Consider the following 19,442-nt stretch of genomic DNA (forward strand, 5'->3'; position numbering starts at 1 on the left):
ATCAATATTTGAACAATATTAATATAATTAGTATTTTTAATGGATAAATATGATTAATTAAATGAAAGTCACTTTTGAAAGAGTCGTTCCAAATGAGAAAAGCTCGTTCCGGACAATTCACAACAATTCCCCGATTTCAGAATTCAAATGGGAATACCATTACCATCCGGAAATTGAGCTGGTATGTGTCATTTCAGGGAGTGGAACACGCCATGTGGGCTATCATAAAAGTAACTATACGAATGGAGATCTGGTATTGATCGGATCCAATATCCCACATTCAGGGTTCGGATTGAATTCCATTGATCCGCACGAAGAAATTGTCCTTCAGTTCAAAGAGGAAATTCTTCAGTTTCCCGAACAGGAAGTGGAAGCCCGATCTATTAAAAATTTGCTGGAACTCTCAAAATATGGGATTCAATTCCATAACAAAGTGAAAAATGCAATGCTTCCCAAACTTAAGCTTATGCTGGAATGTGAAGGTTACAAAAGATATTTACTGTTGCTTGAGATTCTTTTCGAACTTTCAAAATGTGAAGATTATAATCTTCTGAATAAAGAGATCATGCCGTATACCATTATTTCAAAGAATAAAGCCAGGCTCGAAAATATCTTCACCTATGTAGAACATCATTACGATAAGGAAATAGATATTGAAGACGTTGCTAAACTGGCCAATCTCACTTTACCGGCTTTCTGCAATTTCTTTAAAAAAGCTACCCAGATCACCTTTACAGAATTTGTCAATAGGTACAGAATCAATAAGGCATGCCTGCTGATGGCACAGGATAAGTCTATTTCAGAATGCAGCTATCAATGCGGGTTCAATAATGTCACCTATTTCAATAGAATGTTTAAAAAATATACAGGGAAAACGCCTTCAGAATTTATCAGAAATCATTCTCATAATAAAGTCAATATAGATTTGAAGTTCGAGAAAGAGGCAAAATCTAAGGTAACTTTTTAACAAATAAATCATGATCAGCCACCTGCGGAGTGAAAAAGTTATGTACAGATCATACTTTCGTATTGTCTTTCCATAGTCATGCACAGTTAAATATCCTAAACAAAAAGCCACTCAAAAAAGAGTAGCTTTGTATTATTATAGGAAACCAGCAGCTAAATAACCGGCAACTGATTAGTAATTATTTCCATTTGATATTACATCCCATACTTGGTCTTTGAATTTCTTCCTGAGCCTCCCCGGCCAAAAGATTTTCAAAAGCAATAATCAGATCTTCACCTGTAACATCTTTATTATTACCTGGTCTTGAGTCATCCATCTGGCCTCTGTAGATAAGATCCAGTTTATCATCAAAGAAATAAAAATCCGGTGTACAAGCTGCATCGTAAGCTTTGGCTACTGCCTGGCTTTCATCAAATAAATAGGGAAAATCAAAATTTCTTTCGATCTGGAACTCAATCATTTTTTCTGGAGAATCAGCCGGATATTTCTCAATATCATTAGCATTGATCGCAATAAATTCGATTCCTTTGTCATTATAGTCTTCGTACAATTCATTGATCTTGTCAATTACATGAAGAACAAACGGACAATGGTTGCACATAAAGATCACCAATGTTCCTTTTTCTCCTTTCAGTTCTTCCAGAGATTGAATTTCATTGGTTTTTGACGGATTAGGAAGTTCAAAAAACGGAGCTTTCGTTCCTAATGCCAGCATATTTGAGGGAGTATTCATATCCTTTTAACTTTGTTCACAAAGATAAAAATTTCTTTTATTAATTAGGAAGAAGAGATTTCTATTTTTTAGTCGGGCAAGGAATCTAGAGAGCGAAGATATTAGACCCTCCAAAATAGTTATAGTCAAATTCTATTATTGCATTATTCAACCCTAAAAATTACTTCCAGCTGGTATCCTTCCAGCTTTCCTTCTCAATTTACTTTACTTTAAACTGCTGACATATCTATAAAATTCATAATATTCTTTGGAAGTTATATTAAAAAGTTTGTAGTTTTGCTAACACTGTTAGAAATTACATCATGGGCTTACATGAACGTCGTCAAAGAGAAAAAGAATCTATCCGTGCAAATATCTTGCAGGCGGCTTTTACTTTGGCTAAAACGGAAGGATGGGCATCACTCTCCATGCGGAAAATAGCAGATGCTATTGAATACAGCGCACCGGTAGTATATGATTACTTTGAAAACAAGGAAGCTATTTTATTTGAAATCTCATTAGACGGCTTTCACAATTTACATATAGAACTATTAAAAGCACAGAAGAAACATGACAGCCCGGAAGATCAGCTTGTTGCTATTGTGGATGCCTACTGGAACTTCGCTTTTAAGAATAAAGAATATTACCAGCTGATGTTTGGTTTAGGAATGCAGTGTTGTGGAAAGGGGCAGATGAAAAAAGAATTTTCCTCGTTCCAGGAAATGATTTATGAATGTACCTATGACATTATTAAGAAAAACGGATCCAATCCGGATAATGCCTGTCATATGTCTCATGCTTTATTTTCAGCTGTTCACGGAATGATCTCCATTATGATGATGCGTACTGCAGATATTCCGGCTACCATGAATAAAACGACTTTAGACGAAACTGTTTCGGCTTTTATTAAGTCTTTATGATTTTTTTTGAATTAAAAATTAACACCGTTAGGAAAATTAACACTGAATTAATATTAATAATTCATGTTAACCTTAAAAAAAACAAAAACCATTTATGTACAATTCCATCCATTCAATTACCAAAGGTACTTAATTTTCTCTTACAATTAACACTGTTAGTAAAAATAACAGACATTATATCACACCTTTATATATAAATACATTAAAAACAATTTTCATTTATGGAAACAATCGATCTGATCGGACATTAAAAATTCTGTAATTTTTTTTGAACAAATATTAACACTGTTAGGAAAAAAAACAGCAATTATTAAAAGAAACTTTACTTAAATCTAACACTTCATTAAAAAAATTAACTAAAATGAAAATACCTGGAAAAACAAGGTTAATTGTACTTATTTCAAGTATCATTTTTTTACAGAGCTGCACCAAAGCAGCAGAAGGATCCAATGCCGCTCCGCCAGCTCCTGAACTTCCGGTTTATACCGTTATCACCTCTCCTGCTACCACTTATCAGGAATTCCCTACCGCATTGGAGGGAAAAAACAATGTGGAAATAAGATCCCAGGTAGATGGATATCTGGATAGGATCTATGTAGAAGAAGGGGCTTATGTAAGAGCCGGACAGCCATTATTTAAGATAGACTCCAGAAGCTATGGTGAACAGATGAATATGGCTCAGGCCAATCTTCAGGTTGCCAACGCCAATATACAGAAGGCAAAAGTAGAAGTCGACAGGCTTCAGCCCCTCGTTGCTGCAAAGGTAGTTTCTGATGTACAGCTTAAAACTGCAAAAGCCAATTATGAAGCAGCTGTTGCAGCTGCCTCACAGGCAAGAGCATCCGTAGGAAATGCAAGAATCAATGTAGGATTTACCACGATTACAGCACCGGTAAGTGGCTATATTGGAAGAATTCCTTATAAGAAAGGAAGCCTGATCTCAAGAACAGACCCTAATCCGTTGACCTTATTATCGGACATCAGCGAGATTTATGCTTATTTTTCTTTGAGCGAACTGGACTTCATTGCTTTCCAGAACAAATATCCCGGAGCTACTTTAGAGGAAAAACTGAAAAATATGCCGATGGTAGAGCTGGTAATTGCTGACAACAGCACTTATCCTGAAAAGGGAAAGCTGAGCATTGTGGACGGACAGTTTGACAAAACTACCGGAGCCATCAGTGTACGTGCCGTTTTCCCTAATGCGGGCGGAACTTTAAGAACCGGAAATACAGGAAGAGTGCGCATGCCGCAGCTGATCTCAGAAGCATTGGTGATCCCTCAGGAATCTACATTTGAAATTCAGGACAAAACCTACGTATATGTGATGGGCAAAGACCGGAAAGTAACGGGAAGACCGGTGAAGATCTCCGGAAAAACAGACGGTTACTACTTTATTTCCGAAGGCCTTTCACGAGGAGAAAAAATCGTATTCACCGGCCTTGGGAACCTTAAAGACGGAGCTTCCATACAACCGAAAGCCATTTCTTCTGACAGTCTCTTAAGAGCAAAACCATTATAGGAATATCCTGAATACAGAAGACTTAAAAAAATAAACTTCTTATGTTAAAACAATTTATAGAAAGACCGGTCCTTTCAACGGTCATCTCCATAATACTCTTATTATTGGGAGCCCTGTCTCTCTTTAATTTACCGATTGCCCTCTTTCCGGACATCGCTCCACCGAGTGTACAGGTAACAGCATTCTATCCGGGAGCCAACGCAGAAGTGGTAGCACGTTCGGTGGCTACCCCGATTGAGGAAGCCGTGAACGGGGTTGAGAACATGACGTATATGACCTCAAATTCCAGTAACGACGGTACAATGACACTGAGTGTCTTCTTCAAACAGGGCGCTGATGCTGATAATGCAGCAGTAAACGTACAAAACCGTGTATCGAAAGCGATGAGCCAATTACCCCAGGAGGTGGTACAGGCCGGTATTTCAACACAGAAAGTGCAGAACAGTATGATCATGTTCATGGGTCTGACCAGTGAAAATGAAAAACAATACGATGAATTATTCCTTCAAAACTACCTGAAGATCAATGTTATTCCTCAGATACAGCGTATTCCGGGAGTAGCACAGGCTCAGGTATTTGGTACAAGGGATTACTCTATGAGAATCTGGCTGAAACCGGACCGGCTGGCTGCCAATAATTTGTCTCCACAGGAGGTTCTTGGAGCTATTAAAGATCATAACCTCGAAGCAGCTCCGGGACGTTTGGGACAGGGAAGCAAGGAAACGTATGAATATATCCTTAAATACAAAGGAAAACTGAATAAGAATGAAGACTATGAAAACATTGCTATTAAAGCGAATAGTGACGGTTCATTCTTACGATTAAAGGATGTGGCAAGAGTAGAATTTGGTTCTTATACGTATACCGCCACCAACAGAGTAGACGGGAAACCGGTTGCCGGATTTGCTATTTTGCAGACCGCCGGTTCTAATGCCAATGAAATTCTTACTGAAATAGAGAATCAGGTTAAAGTGATGGAAACCACTCTTCCAAAAGGGGTTAAACCCATCATCATGTATAATTCCAAAGACTTCCTGGATGCCTCTATTCATCAGGTTGTGGAAACACTTGTCATTGCCTTTATCCTGGTATTTATTGTAGTATATATTTTCCTCCAGGATTTCAGATCCACGTTAATCCCTGCTATTGCGGTACCGGTGGCGATCATCGGAACATTCTTCTTCCTTCAGCTGTTTGGTTTCAGTATTAACATGCTTACGCTGTTTGCACTGGTTCTGGCCATTGGTATTGTAGTGGATGATGCAATTGTGGTGGTGGAAGCCGTCCATTCCAAAATGGAACAGACGGGAATGCCTGTGGAAAATGCTACGATGAACTCCATGAGTGAAATCTCTGGAGCCATTATATCCATCACCCTGGTAATGTGTGCCGTGTTTATCCCGGTGGGCTTTATGCAGGGACCTGCAGGGGTATTCTACAGACAGTTTGCTTTCACATTGGCCATTGCAATTTTAATCTCAGCTGTTAATGCATTGACATTGAGTCCTGCATTATGTGCAATGTTCTTAAATGATCCTCAGGGAGAACATGGTGAGCATGGCCACAAAAAAGGTTTTGGAGCGAGATTTTTCAATGCATTTAATGCAAGCTTCAATACCATGACCAGAAAGTATATTTACAGCCTTAAGTTTTTAATTAAAAACAAATGGGTTGCTGTAGGAGGTCTTGTAGTCATTACAGCAGTAAGTGTCTTTCTGATCAAAAAAGCACCGTCAGGATTCATTCCTACGGAAGACCAGGGATTTGTATTGTATGCCGTGAATACTCCTCCGGGAAGTTCATTGGAAAGAACACACAGAGCAACAGCACAAATTGATAAAATTATCAACAGTGAGAAAGCCACCAATCACCTTTGGGTAGCCGATGGGATGAACTTCATCAGTAATGCTAATGCTTCTCCGTATTCTGCCGGCTTCATTAAACTTAAAGATTATGACAAGCGTGGCGAAATGAAAGATCCGGATCAGATTGCGGGAACTTTAACAGGAAAGGTAAGCCAGGTGAAAGACGCCAATGCATTTTTCTTCAACTTCCCTACTGTTCAGGGATTCGGTAACGTCTCCGGATTTGAATTCATGCTTCAGGATAAAACGAATGGTTCTTTTGAACAGTTGGGAACAACCACTCAGCAGTTCATTGGTGAATTGATGAAACGTCCGGAAATTGCATTTGCCTTTACTACTTATGCTGCAGGAAACCCTCAGTATACTATTGATGTAGATACTGATAAAGCCAACCAGCTGGGAGTTTCGGTAACAGAGCTGATGCAGACTATGCAGATCTATTTCGGAAGCAGCTTCGTATCAGACTTCAACAGGTTTGGAAAATATTATCGTGTGATGGCGCAGGCTGATATTCCGTACCGCACCGATGTCAATTCTCTCGAAGGAATTTACGTCAAAAACAAATCGGGAGAAATGGTTCCTGCGAAAACACTGGTAACGCTCAAAAGATCTTTCGGACCTGAAACGGTAACCAGAAATAACCTTTTCAATGCAGTAACAATTAACGGAACACCAAAACCGGGATACAGTACCGGAGATGCCATCAAAGCAGTGGAAGAAGTAGCCCAGCAATCACTTCCAAGAGGGTATGGATATGAATGGACAGGGATTACCCGTGAGGAGATCAAGACAGGAGGACAAACCGTATTTATCTTTCTGCTAAGTATTCTGTTCGTATACTTCCTGCTGGCAGCACAATATGAAAGTTATATTCTACCGTTTGCCATCATCCTTACTATTCCTACGGGAGTATTCGGAGTATTCGCTTTTACAGGATTAGCGGGGATAGACAATAATATCTATGTACAGGTCGGGCTTATCATGCTTGTTGGGCTTCTGGCAAAAAATGCCATTCTGATCGTGGAGTTCGCTGTACAGAGAAGAAAAGCCGGTAAATCATTGATAGAATCAGCACTCCAGGCATCAAGACTACGTTTGAGACCGATCCTGATGACCTCATTTGCTTTTATCGTGGGAATGCTTCCACTGGTATGGACACAGGGGGCTTCCGCAAAAGGAAACCACTCCATCGGATACAGTACGGTAGGAGGAATGCTGACAGGAGTAGTATTCGGAATTTTTATCATTCCGGTAATGTATGTGATTTTCCAGTACCTGCATGAAAAAATGCCGAGCAGAAAAAAGAAAAGACTTCTGAAAAAGCAGATGGAAGAAGAGCTTTTAGGGGCTGCTCATTAATAAAAAATGAATAACAAAAACTTAGAGAAAATTTTAAGACCACCAAAGATTTAACTATTCTCTTATTGTTCTTAATGGTTTTACAAGCTAAATATTTTCTCCTACTAAAGACAATTTTGCCTGAACGAAACCTCTCTGAGTTTTGTATTCAATTAAAAGTCTATTACAACTATGAAAAGAGTAAAAAATATTATATTAACATTTGCGATCGCTATAGGATCTGTTTCGTGCGTGTCTAAGCTTGCATACGCAGAGCCTGATCTTGCGCTTCCGGAAAAATTCCAGTACACCGCAACTGCTGATACCGCCAGTATTGCCAATCTGGAATGGAAACAGTTTTTCAGCGATCCTATTTTACAGGCACTGATAGAAAAAGGAATTAAAAATAATTTAGATCTTCAGATCGCCCTGAAACAGGTTGCCGCATCACAGGAAAAATTGAAACAGGCAAAATATATGCAATATCCGGACGTAGGATTTGCTGTTTCTGCACAAATTTCAAAACCTTCTGAAAACAGCATGAACGGAAAAAGCTTAAATTCATTTTTAGGACAAAGCCATGTTGAAGATTACAATGCCGCCTTCAACCTTTCATGGGAAGCTGACATTTGGGGGAAAATTAAAAACCAGCAGGAAGTTTCAAGAATGCAGTATCTGCAGACTTATGAAGGATCGAAAGCGATTCAAACCCAGGTAGTGGCAGCCATTGCGCAGGGATATTACAATCTACTTATGCTCGATAAACAGCTTGGTATTGCAAAATCTAATCTGGAGCTGAGCAGTAACACATTACTCATTACCCAAAAAATGTGGGAAAGTGGGGACAACACCTCTTTAGGGGTACAGCAAGCTGCAGCTCAGAAACAGGCAACAGAACTTCTGATCACTCAGCTGGAACAGAATATTGCCATTCAGGAAAACGCTTTAAGCATTCTTGTGGGTGAAATGCCAGATAAAGTAAACCGAACGATTGAAATGTCTGACACCTCTCTACCTCAGAATGTCGTTGCAGGGCTCCCTGCCGCCATGGTAAGCAGAAGACCGGACGTGCGACAGCAGGAACTTGTTTTGCTGGAATCAAATGCGGTCGTAGGGATTGCCCAGGCCAATATGTACCCGGCATTAAAAATTACGGCCAATGGAGGTGTCAACTCCTTTAAGTTTGACAACTGGTTTCAGATTCCGGCTTCGTTATTCGGATCTGTACTGGGAGGGCTTACTCAGCCTATTTTTCAGAAAAGACAATTAAAAACAGACCTGGAAGTAGCTAAAATTCAACGGGAGAAAAATGTTCTTGCATTTCGCCAGTCGGTATTAAATGCAGTAGGTGAAGTTTCTGATGCATTGGTATCCAACGAGAACTTAAAAGCGCAGGAACAAAAAGCAGCTGAACAGGCTACGACTTTGAAAGACGGAATTAAAAGTGCACAGCTTCTTTACAAAGGAGGTTCAGCCAATTACCTGGAAGTAATCACCGCTCAGGGGAATTCTCTTCAGGCAGAACTGAATCTTGCTTCCATTAAGAGACAGAGATTAAGCAGTATAGTAGATCTATACAGAGCTTTAGGCGGCGGTTGGAAGTAGTAAATTAAATTATATTTGTTTTAAGATGCGGTTCTTTTCAGAGCCGCATTTTTTACGATTTTTATTGCTGAAATAAATGATCATTTAACCATTAAGAATAGGTAAGTTGTTAAGTTTAATTAAGAAAAATCAAATAGATTTTTTAAGAATACTTCATAGGCGAAGCTTTCTTAATATTCTTAACCCCTTAATAGCTTCTTCATGGTTTAAAATGATTCAGGTAAAATTTATCACTGAAATTGCTCTCCAATCCATTTCAGCAAATCTTCAAAATCATTTTGAGAATACCCAAGCTGTAAATAATGAATGTCATCCGCTTTTCTGTACCAGGTCAGCTGACGTTTTGCATATCTCCGGCTGTTCTTTTTAATTTCAGAAACAGCAAAATCAAGATCCCATTCGTCATCAAAATATTTGAATAATTCAGAATAGCCAACCGTATTCAACGCGGTAAGACCTTTGAATTTTTCCAGACTTTTCACCTCATCCAAAAGCCCATTCTCCATCATAAGGTCTACCCTACGGTTGATTCTGTCGTAGAGTTCTTCTCTTGATGCTTCAATTCCGATACGGATCACATTGAAATCTCTGCCGTCCTGAGAAACAGCAATATGCTCAGAATATTTTCTACCCGTCTGCCAGATAATGTCTATGGCCCTTAGCAGTCTTCGGTGATTATGGATATCTACTACCTCATAATAATCCGGATCAAGATCTTTCAAAATCTCCTGAAGTTTTTCTATACCTTCCTGATCCAGAATGTTCTGAAGTTTTTCCTGATTTCCGGCATCAGCTTCAGGCAAATCATGAAGCCCCTCAATCACTGCTTTTTCATACATCATACTGCCCCCTACTAAAATAACAGTATCATGCATGCTAAAAAGTTCATTGAGTTTTTCCAGAGCATCTTCTTCGTACTGCCCTATTGAATAATATTCTTCTACGGATAAATTTCCGATAAAATGATGAGGAGCTGCTGCCAATTCATCTTGAGATGGCGATGCCGTTCCGATTTTCATTTCTTTAAAAAACTGTCTGGAATCACAGGAAACAATTTCCGTATTGAAGTGCTGAGCAAGATCAATGGCCAATCTTGTTTTACCAATTCCGGTGGGGCCTACTACAGAAATCAAATTTTTCTTTTTCACAGCGCTAATTTACGAAAATGCATTCATTTGAATTTTTCTTCTGCAAAAGAAAGCTGCTGTTATTTTGAACCATTAAGATTTTATGAAGAAATTGAGAATAGTAAGATGAGCTTCGCTTTTAGTATAACGCTTATCAAAATCTATTAGATTTTTCTTAATTAAACTTAACGGCTTACATCTTCTTAATGGTTCGAAAATAACTTTAGAATGAATAATCAGATCGTTTTACGTTAAAGTTTCATCTTACTGCATTATACACTTAAATGCTTATCTTTGTAGAACAATAAAAAACTATGATTTTATCAATGACCGGCTTTGGTAGAGCCGAAAATGTTTTTGAAGGAAAGAAAATTACAATCGATATTAAATCATTGAACAGCAAGAGCTTTGATTTGAATATTAAAATTCCTTTACGTTACAAAGAAAAAGAATTTGAAATCAGAAAAATTCTTAATGATAGAATTATCCGTGGAAAAGTAGACTGCTACATCAATCTGGAGAATCTAGAAGAATCTAATGATGTGAAAATCAATAAAAGTTTAATTGATTCTTACGTCAATGAACTTAAAAATATTGCATCAGATGGTCCCGATTTCGAATATCTGAAAATGGCAGTGAGACTTCCTGACGCCATTACCTCAAGACCAGATGAACTGACAGAAGGTGAATGGGAAGCTTTGGCAAAAATCGTTAATGCTGCAGTAGACCGTTTCGAGGACTTCAGAAAAACAGAAGGCCGGATTTTGCACGAAGAATTAGACCGCAACATTAAGAATATTGATCAATATCTGGGTGAGGTCCTTCCATTTGAGGAAGAAAGGATCGTCAGTGTGAAAGAACGTTATCAGAAATCCCTTAAAGAATTTGAAAATGTAGACGAAACCCGCTTCTATCAGGAAATGGCATACTTCACTGAAAAGCTTGATATTTCTGAGGAAAAAGTAAGGCTTACCCAACACCTGAAGTACTATAAAGAAGTAATGGATAATGAAGATTATAATGGAAAAAAACTAGGCTTTATTTCCCAGGAAATCGGAAGAGAGATCAATACATTAGGTTCGAAAGCCAACCATGCTGAAATTCAGAAACTGGTGGTCAAAATGAAAGATGATCTAGAAAAAATAAAAGAACAAACGTTAAACGTATTGTAGCAAGGGATACAAAATGCAGGGTAATCACATCTTATAAAAGTGAACCCATGTCTTGAACCCGAAATTTGAAACCCAAAAACATGGATAAAGTAATTATATTTTCAGCACCATCGGGGAGCGGAAAAACTACATTGGTAAGACATTCACTGCAAGTATTTCCTGAACTGGAATTTTCAATTTCCTGTACAACCAGACAGCCCAGAGGAAGTGAAGTACATGCTGTGGATTATCACTTCTTATCTCCTGACGAGTTCAGACAGAAAATTTCAGAAGATGCCTTTGTAGAATATGAAGAAGTATATACTGATAAATATTATGGTACTTTGAAATCTGAAGTGGAAAAAATCTGGAATCAGGGAAAAGTTGTTATTTTTGATGTGGATGTAAAAGGAGGTATTTCTTTAAAAAAATATTTTGGAGAAAAAGCATTGTCTATTTTTATAGAACCGCCATCTATTGAAGAACTGGAACGAAGATTGATTTCAAGAAATACAGATGATGCTGAAACTATTAAAACCCGTGTTGCCAAGGCAGAGGAAGAAATGACCTACGCAAAAGGATTTGACAGAGTGGTTATTAACAGTGATCTGAATAAAGCAAAAATAGAAATAGAAAGTTTAATAAAAAGTTTTATAGAAAGAAATTAGAAGTTAGTTTAAAGTTCAGGAAAATTATCCTTGTTTTACACTAACCTCTAATATCTAATCTCTAACTTCTATAAAATAAAAAATTGAGGTTGATATGAGTACCGAAACATTAGAAAAAGCTAAATCTGCAATTCCTGTAAAAGGATTTCTGGATATCAGAGATATAGCAATTCCTCAAGGAGAAGAATTAGTGAAAGCTATTCTGAAACTGAAAGAAGAAAAGAACGCAATCATTCTTGCGCATTATTACCAGCCGGGAGAGATTCAGGATATTGCAGATTTCCTTGGAGATTCTCTTCAGTTGGCAAGACAGGCCAAAGATACGAATGCTGACATGATTGTATTCTGTGGAGTACATTTTATGGCAGAGGCAGCTAAAATTCTAAACCCAACTAAAAAAGTAGTTCTTCCAGATACTATGGCAGGATGCTCTCTGGCAGACGGGTGTTCAGGAGAAGGGCTAAGAAAAATGCGCGAACAGCATCCCAATGCATTAATTGCCACTTACATCAACTGTAATGCGGAAACTAAAGCAGAAAGTGATATTATCGTAACAAGCTCCAATGCAGAAACAGTAATTGAGGCTCTGCCAAAAGACAGACCCATCATTTTTGCGCCTGACAAAAACCTGGGAAGGTATCTGTCTAAAAAAACGGGTCGCGATATGATCCTGTGGGACGGAAGCTGTGTAGTTCACGAAGCATTCTCCATGGAGAGAATTGCCCAGCAGCTGGCAGATAACCCTGATGCAAAACTTATTGCCCACCCTGAAAGTGAAGAAGCCGTTTTAAAGCTTGCCCATTTTATTGGTTCTACCTCTGCCCTGCTAAATTTTGTGGAAAAAGATGACTGTCAGAAATTCATCATTGCCACCGAAGAAGGAATTCTGCATGAGATGAGAAAACGTGCTCCCCACAAAGAACTTATTCCAGCGTTGGTTTTCGATGAAAGCTGTAACTGTTCGGAATGTTTCTATATGAAGCGTAATACCATGGAAAAACTGTATTTGTGCATGAAGTATGAGCTTCCGGAAATTCTCATTGACGAAGAATTACGATTGAAGGCACTTAAACCTATCGAAGCGATGCTTGATCTTTCAAAAAGTATTAAATAACGTTTTCTTGATCACTAAATCAAAGAAAACAAAATATCTTAGACCCTATTTATTTCAAGAGGGAATAGTATCTTTCTTAAAATGTAAAAAAGCACTGTTTGCACAGTGCTTTTTTTACTTATAAAAGTCCGAATAATCCGGACCATAACAGTCTGCACTCACATCTACACAATTTCTGCAGCTTTCAGACAAACTCCAATAGTTCCAGCAGGTATGGGTATATTCCGGGCCATCTCCGTAGTTACCTCCGGTAGGACATCCGATGCAGCCCTGTACTCCTTTACCTTGAATATCTTTTAAATTGATTCTCGATAATTTTTTCATATAGTTTTTGATAGGTGTATTTTTTACGAAAAGATTTTTATACATCTCCGAAACACAACCTGCTTACACCAATACAGTTCCTGGTTCTGCAGTAATCTGGTAACGCAAAATAATTTTCGCACGTTCCGTCGTATTCAGGTCCGGGGCCATAATGATTTTGAGTGGGACATCCGTTGCAGATGGATGCAACAGCTCCTGTAACAGTTTTCAGTTTTGCTCTTGGGATCTTTTTCATGGTTATAGATTTGTCACGGTTAAAATTAAGTTTAATACATAGGCATGTAACATTTCCCACCAGGTTTTAGCCAGCATCCCCATCTGCCACCACCCATAAAGCATACAAACTGTTCTCCACCGCATGCATCAATCTGATATTGTGTAATACCCCCACTGATCATTTTTTTTTCCTCAGGTGATAATTTTTTAATTGTTTTCATAATGGTTATTTTTTAATATTAGAAATGTAGAAGAATTCTTTTATACTCTTCTTTTTTTATTAGTATGGGCCGGAACATTCAAAACTTACCAGTACCATTTTTTTACAGCATTCCGGTAAAGCATCATAATCTGCGCATGATTTAGGCTGGTTGGGGCCATATGGTCCGGGGTGGCAATATTCATAGCATGGACCTATACCTCCATGAATTGATTTTAGATTCTGCCTTTGTAGTTTTTTTGATTTTTTCATATTAAGTAGGTTTTAGTTAAGAAGCTAAATGTAAGATTTTTAACCAGTTAATCCAAGAACTTTAACAATTACATCTCCAAAAATTGAATTAAGAAAAAGCTGATATACATTTTGCTAATTCAAAATAATTTGTACATTTGCCTCACAACAATGAGTTTTCTAAGAAACATATCAGATATCTCTGACCTGAAATTACCTATTTCGGGCCTATCTGCTGTTTCTACTTTTACAACTACAACGTCAACCCCATAACGGGGTAAATTTTCACATATTATTTTCCGGTACCCGTACTCTTTTTTTAAAGAGTAACTGTTTCATTTTACCCTAACTCAAAAAAATAATTGATGAAAGTTTTAAAATTTGGCGGTACATCCGTCGCCAACGCCCAGAATATCCTGCTGGCAGAAAATATCATAAAAAAGCAATCTTCACAGGACAGAGTTGTTGTCATTCTATCAGCCCTTCACGGGGTTACAGACAGTCTTATTCAGGCTGCAGAATGTGCATCCCGAAAGGACGACACCTACGTGCAGATTGTAAAAAAGCTTGAAGAAAAGCATCTTAATCTTGTCAAAGAACTTATTCCGCTTTTAGAACAAAGCTCATGGCTTAGCTTTGTAAAAAAACACTTCAACGATCTGGAAGATCTTTACAACAGTATTTTTGTACTGGGTGAGTTTACCGATAAAATAAAAGACAGGATTGCCGGTTATGGTGAATTTTTGTCTTCAAACATTATTGCTGCCAGATTTCAGTATGAAGGCCTTGATTGTCTTTGGATGGATTCTGCTGATCTTATCAGAACAGACAGTAATTTCACACATGCCAAGGTAGAATTTGAACGTACTGAAAACAATTTTAAAAATTATTTCAAAGCGCATCAGAACCGAATCACTGTTGGTCCCGGTTTCGTAGCCCGTGATGAGAAAAAAAACACAACTACTTTAGGCAGAGGTGGGTCAGACTATACAGCATCAATCATAGCGGCAGCGCTCGATGCCAGGGAGCTGCAGATATGGACTGACGTAAGCGGAATGATGACTGCAGATCCGAGGCTTGCTTCTTATGCAAAACCCATTTCAGAAATTTCTTACCACGAAGCTATGGAACTTTCTCATTTCGGCGCTAAAGTTCTGTATCCACCTTCCATTCAGCCGGTCATGGTCAAGAATATTGATCTGATCATAAAAAATACTTTTGATCCTGAAGCACAAGGAACTGTGGTGACCCACAATCTGAACAATTCAGAGCAGGAAAAATCACAGGTTGCCGTAGGAATTTCAAACATGAGCAACATTGCCCTTCTAACACTGGAAGGAAGTGGTATGGTAGGGATTCCCGGCATTTCTGCAAAATTATTCCAATGTCTGAGTCATGAAAAGATCAATGTTATTTTAATTACCCAAGGATCATCAGAACATTCCATCACGATTGCAATTGATGAAAAAGAGGCTGTTCATGCAGAACACGCAATAAATTTTGCTTTTGCAGATGATATCAACCTGGAAAGGGTCTCGAATGTAAAAATTGAAACTGCTCTTTCCATTGTTGCCATTGTTGGAGAAAATATGAAAAGCAGGAGTGGTGTAAGCGCTAAGATGTTTGGATGTCTGGGAAATAATGGAATTAATATCAGAGCCATTGCCCAGGGCTCATCAGAACGAAATATAAGCATTGTGATCTCCGAAAATGACACCAAAAAAGCCGTTAATGTCCTTCATGAAGAGTTTTTTGAATCAGAGGTCAAGCAGGTTCACCTTTACATCTGTGGAACTGGCAATGTAGGCACAAAGCTGATCCAACAGATCTATGCACAAAATCCTTATCTGAGAGAACATCTTTTCGTGAATATCAGGATTTCCGGACTCTCAAACAGTCGCAAAATGATATTTTCAGATCGGGGAATTTCTGAAGAAGACTATCTGAACTGGCAGAAAATGGGAACAGAAGCATCACCGGAGAATTTTGCAGAAGAAATGATCACCCGCAACTTAAGGAACTCCATTTTTGTTGACATTACAGCAAGCCGGGACCTTCCAAAGGTTTATGAAAGTTTACTGAGAAGAAGCATTGATATCGTTGCCTGCAATAAAATTGCGGCTTCTTCAGACTATGAAAAGTATCGGACATTAAAAAATACAGCTAGAAATCACAACTGTAGTTTCTTCTTTGAAACCAACGTAGGGGCTGGACTTCCTGTCATAGGAACCATCAGTGATCTGATAAAAAGTGGTGACCGGATCACTTCTATACAGGCTGTATTAAGCGGAACACTGAATTTTGTCTTTAATAATTATGACGGAAGCCGGACTTTCTCTGAAGTCGTTGCGCAGGCCCAGGAAGAAGGATATACCGAACCGGACCCCAGGCTTGACCTGTCCGGGACGGACGTAGCAAGAAAAATTTTAATTTTAGCACGGGAAGCAGGCTATCCCCTGCAGTTTGAAGAAATTGAAAACACGGGATTCCTCCCTGAGGATTGCATGTTGGGAACCGTCGAAAATTTTTATGCAAAACTTACCGAGCATGAAAGTCATTTTAAAAACTTATTACAAAGCGCTCAAAGTGATGGCAAAATATTAAAATATACCGCAGAATTTAAAGATGGAAAAGCAAAAGTCGGTTTGCAGCATATCGCACCTGGCAGCGACCTGTTCCATCTGTATGGTAAAGATAATATTGTTATTTTCAAAACATTGAGATATTCTGAACAGCCGCTGGTGGTGAAAGGCGCCGGTGCCGGTGCAGAGGTCACAGCAAGTGGTGTATTTGCTGATATCATACGTTCTATCTAAACACTTCAATATGAAAAAAATAAAATTAAAAGTACCTGCTACCGTAGCCAACCTGGTGTGCGGATTTGATATATTAGGAATGGCTGTACATGAGCCTTATGACGAAATGGAGATTACAATTTCCAAAGGTCCGGAGATCACGATACAACATGAAGACCCATTCGGGCTTCCTGAGAAAGCCTCTGAAAATGTTGCGGGCATTGTGCTTATGAAAATCAAGGAGCATTTTCAGCTTACCCATGGTTTTGAGGTCATCATCCGTAAACATATCAAACCGGGCAGCGGGCTCGGCTCCAGTGCGGCAAGTGCCGCAGGAGCCGCCTTTGGAGCCAACGCATTACTGGGAAACATCCTGTCCCGGGAGGAGATGATCCATTTTGCCATGTTTGGTGAGGAACTTGCCTCCGGAGTCCGGCATGCAGATAATATTGCCCCTTGTATTTATGGCGGAATTACGTTGGTAAAATCTACCCATCCTATTGATATTATTCCCCTGAATGCTCCTGACCTTTTTGTAATCGCAGTTCATCCCCAGGTTGAAGTAAAAACCTCGGATTCAAGACAGATTTTAAAGAAAAATATTTCCATGAAGAGCGCAGTGGAGCAATGGGGAAATATTGCCGGACTCGTAGCAGGAATTCAGAAAAATGATTTCGCTTTGATCGGCAGGAGCCTCAATGATGTCATTGTAGAACCTGTCCGCAGTATTTTGATTCCGAAATTTGATGAGGTCAAAATGAAGAGCTTACAAATCGGAGCATTAGGTGGAGGTATTTCCGGATCGGGGCCGTCGGTTTTCATGCTGGCTGCAGAAAAGGAAACCGCAAAAAAAATAGCACAGATGATGAAATCGGTGTATGACGAAATTGAAGTGGAAAGCTTTGTATATGTTTCAAAAATAAATCCGGCAGGTATTCAAGTTGTAGAAGAGTCGTAAAATTGTTAACAGAAAAAAGATGAAATATTATAATTTAAAAGACAGCAGTGAAAAAGTTGATTTTGCAGCTGCCACCATAAAAGGACAGGGGAAGGAAAAAGGATTATTCTTTCCGGATCACATTCCTCATTTTGAACAGGAGTTTATCAATAACCTAAGTCAGTATTCCGACCATGAGATTGCCTACAGGTGCATGAAAGATTTCACATCCAGTGAAATTCCTCCGGAGATACTGCAGGAGATTGTACAGGAAACGATCAGTTTCGAAATCCCTCTGAAAAAGATCAGTGATAGAATTTCTATCCTGGAGCTTTTTCACGGCCCTACCCTCGCTTTCAAAGATATCGGGGCGCGGTTTATGAGCCGTTGCCTATCCTATTTTCTTAAAGACCAACATCAAAATGTCACCGTTCTTGTAGCCACTTCTGGGGACACTGGTGGGGCTGTTGCTCATGGCTTTTATAACCTCCCAGGAATTGACGTGGTCATCCTTTATCCCAAAAGCAGAGTAAGTCCTGTGCAGGAAAAGCAGCTTACCGCACTTGGCGGAAATATTTCCGCCCTGGAAGTCAACGGAAGTTTTGATGATTGCCAGGACTTGGTTAAACAGGCATTTTCAGATATGGAAATTAATAAAAGTCTATTTTTAACATCAGCCAATTCCATCAATGTCGCGAGATGGCTTCCTCAGCAGATCTACTATTTATTAGCTTTAAAGCAATGGCAGCAGTCTGAAAGCTCAGATCCTGTAATTGCAGTACCCAGCGGTAATTTCGGAAATATCTGTGCAGGACTGCTCGCCCATTTCAGAGGGCTTCCTGCAGAACATTTTATAGCCGCCTGTAATCAGAATGATCCCGTACCGGATTACCTGCAGACTCAAGATTTTAAACCCAGAAAATCTGTATCTACCTTGTCCAACGCAATGGATGTGGGAGACCCAAGTAATTTTGTAAGAATTCTGGAACTTTTCGGACATCAGTTTACCCTTTTACAGAAGAAAATTTCAGGGTTCTCAATTGACGATTCCCAAACCATGGAAACCATTACGGAAGTATACAATAAGTACGGGTATATGCTTGAGCCTCATAGTGCCGTTGCATTTGCCTCCTTGAACCTCTATCTTCAGAAAAACCAGGACAAAAAAGGATTTATTCTGGGAACCGCACATCCTGTGAAATTCCCTGATGCGGTAGAAAAATCGACTGCCATACAGGTTGAAATCCCAGAATCATTAAGAGCCCTGATGAAAAAGGAGAAAAAAACTGTTGAAATAAATTCAGATTTCGAAGAATTAAAACGATTTTTGCTTCATAAAAATTGAAACAATGAGCAAAATATATCTTGAAGACGTAAAAATATATGCCTATCACGGGGTTCTGCCTGAAGAAAATACGATCGGTACCTATTATATTTTAAATGCAGAGCTTCATACCGATCTATGGAAAGCTTCAGAATCTGATGATCTGAATGATACCATAAGTTATGCAGATATTAACGATATTCTTCATCATGAAATGAAGATCAAATCCAAGCTTTTGGAACATGTTGCCGGAAGAATTATCACAAAAATCCATGACCGTTTTCCACAGATCGATTATATGAAGCTTAAAATAACAAAGACCGCCCCACCCATGCAGGGAGAAATGAAAGGCGCCAGCATAGAACTGGAAAAAGGCTTCAAACCGGAAAATTAAAATTCTTATTTT

General features: G+C 38.9%; 18 protein-coding genes. 12 read left to right on the top strand and 6 right to left on the bottom strand.

All coding sequences use genetic code 11. The features are described from left to right. Positions 1–61: 61 nt before the first annotated feature. Entirely contained in the window at positions 62–967 is a 906-nt protein-coding gene (locus DRF67_RS08740) for an AraC family transcriptional regulator (RefSeq protein ID WP_115927918.1), read from the top strand. Positions 968–1,145: 178 nt separating this feature from the next. Here DRF67_RS08740 and DRF67_RS08745 read toward each other — a convergent pair whose 3' ends face one another. Next, the gene (locus DRF67_RS08745) at positions 1,146–1,700 is read right to left on the bottom strand and encodes a thioredoxin family protein (RefSeq protein WP_115927919.1); all 555 of its coding nucleotides are present in this window, start codon (positions 1,698–1,700) and stop codon (positions 1,146–1,148) included. A 302-nt stretch (positions 1,701–2,002) separates the two neighbouring features. On the opposite strand from DRF67_RS08745, the gene DRF67_RS08750 reads away from it, so the two are divergent. The 4 genes from DRF67_RS08750 to DRF67_RS08765 all read left to right on the top strand — a co-directional run bounded on the left by DRF67_RS08750 (position 2,003) and on the right by DRF67_RS08765 (position 8,929). Beyond that, complete coding sequence (locus tag DRF67_RS08750; protein WP_115927920.1) at positions 2,003–2,599, top strand: TetR/AcrR family transcriptional regulator; 597 nt, start codon at positions 2,003–2,005, stop codon at positions 2,597–2,599. Positions 2,600–2,960: 361 nt separating this feature from the next. Then, positions 2,961–4,121, top strand: coding sequence for an efflux RND transporter periplasmic adaptor subunit (locus DRF67_RS08755; RefSeq protein WP_115927921.1), 1,161 nt, complete (start codon positions 2,961–2,963; stop codon positions 4,119–4,121). A 41-nt stretch (positions 4,122–4,162) separates the two neighbouring features. Beyond that, positions 4,163–7,345, top strand: coding sequence for an efflux RND transporter permease subunit (locus DRF67_RS08760; protein ID WP_115927922.1), 3,183 nt, complete (start codon positions 4,163–4,165; stop codon positions 7,343–7,345). A gap of 171 nt (positions 7,346–7,516) precedes the next feature. Further along, positions 7,517–8,929: an efflux transporter outer membrane subunit gene (locus tag DRF67_RS08765; protein ID WP_115927923.1), complete on the top strand. Its 1,413-nt coding sequence runs from the start codon at positions 7,517–7,519 to the stop codon at positions 8,927–8,929. Positions 8,930–9,159: 230 nt separating this feature from the next. Here the strand turns inward: DRF67_RS08765 and miaA are convergent, their stop codons facing one another. Beyond that, on the bottom strand, positions 9,160–10,077 hold the full coding sequence (gene miaA, locus DRF67_RS08770; RefSeq protein WP_115927924.1) for a tRNA (adenosine(37)-N6)-dimethylallyltransferase MiaA: 918 nt from the start codon (positions 10,075–10,077) through the stop codon (positions 9,160–9,162). Positions 10,078–10,370: 293 nt separating this feature from the next. Between miaA and DRF67_RS08775 the strand changes: the two genes are divergently transcribed. The 3 genes from DRF67_RS08775 (at position 10,371) to nadA (ending at position 12,989) form a co-directional block, all read left to right on the top strand. After that, positions 10,371–11,228 (top strand): YicC family protein, encoded by an 858-nt coding sequence (locus DRF67_RS08775; protein ID WP_115927925.1) that lies wholly within the window; start codon positions 10,371–10,373, stop codon positions 11,226–11,228. An 80-nt stretch (positions 11,229–11,308) separates the two neighbouring features. Then, entirely contained in the window at positions 11,309–11,875 is a 567-nt protein-coding gene (gmk, locus tag DRF67_RS08780) for a guanylate kinase (protein WP_115927926.1), read from the top strand. 94 nt (positions 11,876–11,969) lie between these two features. Beyond that, positions 11,970–12,989, top strand: coding sequence for a quinolinate synthase NadA (gene nadA / locus DRF67_RS08785; RefSeq protein ID WP_115927927.1), 1,020 nt, complete (start codon positions 11,970–11,972; stop codon positions 12,987–12,989). Positions 12,990–13,103: 114 nt separating this feature from the next. Here the strand turns inward: nadA and DRF67_RS08790 are convergent, their stop codons facing one another. The 4 genes from DRF67_RS08790 to DRF67_RS21345 are packed head-to-tail and all read right to left on the bottom strand — an operon-like array spanning position 13,104 to position 14,001. Beyond that, positions 13,104–13,313, bottom strand: coding sequence for a hypothetical protein (locus DRF67_RS08790; protein WP_123912717.1), 210 nt, complete (start codon positions 13,311–13,313; stop codon positions 13,104–13,106). Positions 13,314–13,350: 37 nt separating this feature from the next. Next, positions 13,351–13,548 (bottom strand): hypothetical protein, encoded by a 198-nt coding sequence (locus DRF67_RS08795; RefSeq protein WP_115927929.1) that lies wholly within the window; start codon positions 13,546–13,548, stop codon positions 13,351–13,353. 31 nt (positions 13,549–13,579) lie between these two features. Beyond that, positions 13,580–13,750, bottom strand: coding sequence for a hypothetical protein (locus DRF67_RS21500; protein ID WP_165851764.1), 171 nt, complete (start codon positions 13,748–13,750; stop codon positions 13,580–13,582). Positions 13,751–13,809: 59 nt separating this feature from the next. Continuing rightward, complete coding sequence (locus DRF67_RS21345; RefSeq protein WP_123912718.1) at positions 13,810–14,001, bottom strand: bacteriocin-like protein; 192 nt, start codon at positions 13,999–14,001, stop codon at positions 13,810–13,812. A 344-nt stretch (positions 14,002–14,345) separates the two neighbouring features. Between DRF67_RS21345 and thrA the strand changes: the two genes are divergently transcribed. From thrA to folB, 4 genes are read left to right on the top strand one after another with little or no spacing between them, the layout of a single operon-like run. Then, positions 14,346–16,796, top strand: a complete 2,451-nt coding sequence (gene thrA / locus DRF67_RS08800; RefSeq protein ID WP_115927930.1) for a bifunctional aspartate kinase/homoserine dehydrogenase I — start codon at positions 14,346–14,348, stop codon at positions 16,794–16,796. Positions 16,797–16,806: 10 nt separating this feature from the next. Beyond that, positions 16,807–17,733, top strand: a complete 927-nt coding sequence (locus DRF67_RS08805; RefSeq protein WP_115927931.1) for a homoserine kinase — start codon at positions 16,807–16,809, stop codon at positions 17,731–17,733. A gap of 19 nt (positions 17,734–17,752) precedes the next feature. Next, positions 17,753–19,057 (top strand): threonine synthase, encoded by a 1,305-nt coding sequence (gene thrC, locus DRF67_RS08810; RefSeq protein WP_115927932.1) that lies wholly within the window; start codon positions 17,753–17,755, stop codon positions 19,055–19,057. Positions 19,058–19,061: 4 nt separating this feature from the next. After that, positions 19,062–19,430 (top strand): dihydroneopterin aldolase, encoded by a 369-nt coding sequence (gene folB / locus DRF67_RS08815; protein WP_115927933.1) that lies wholly within the window; start codon positions 19,062–19,064, stop codon positions 19,428–19,430. Positions 19,431–19,442: the final 12 nt, after the last annotated feature.

It is taken from the genome of Chryseobacterium pennipullorum, assembly GCF_003384725.1.
GTDB lineage: Bacteria > Bacteroidota > Bacteroidia > Flavobacteriales > Weeksellaceae > Chryseobacterium > Chryseobacterium pennipullorum.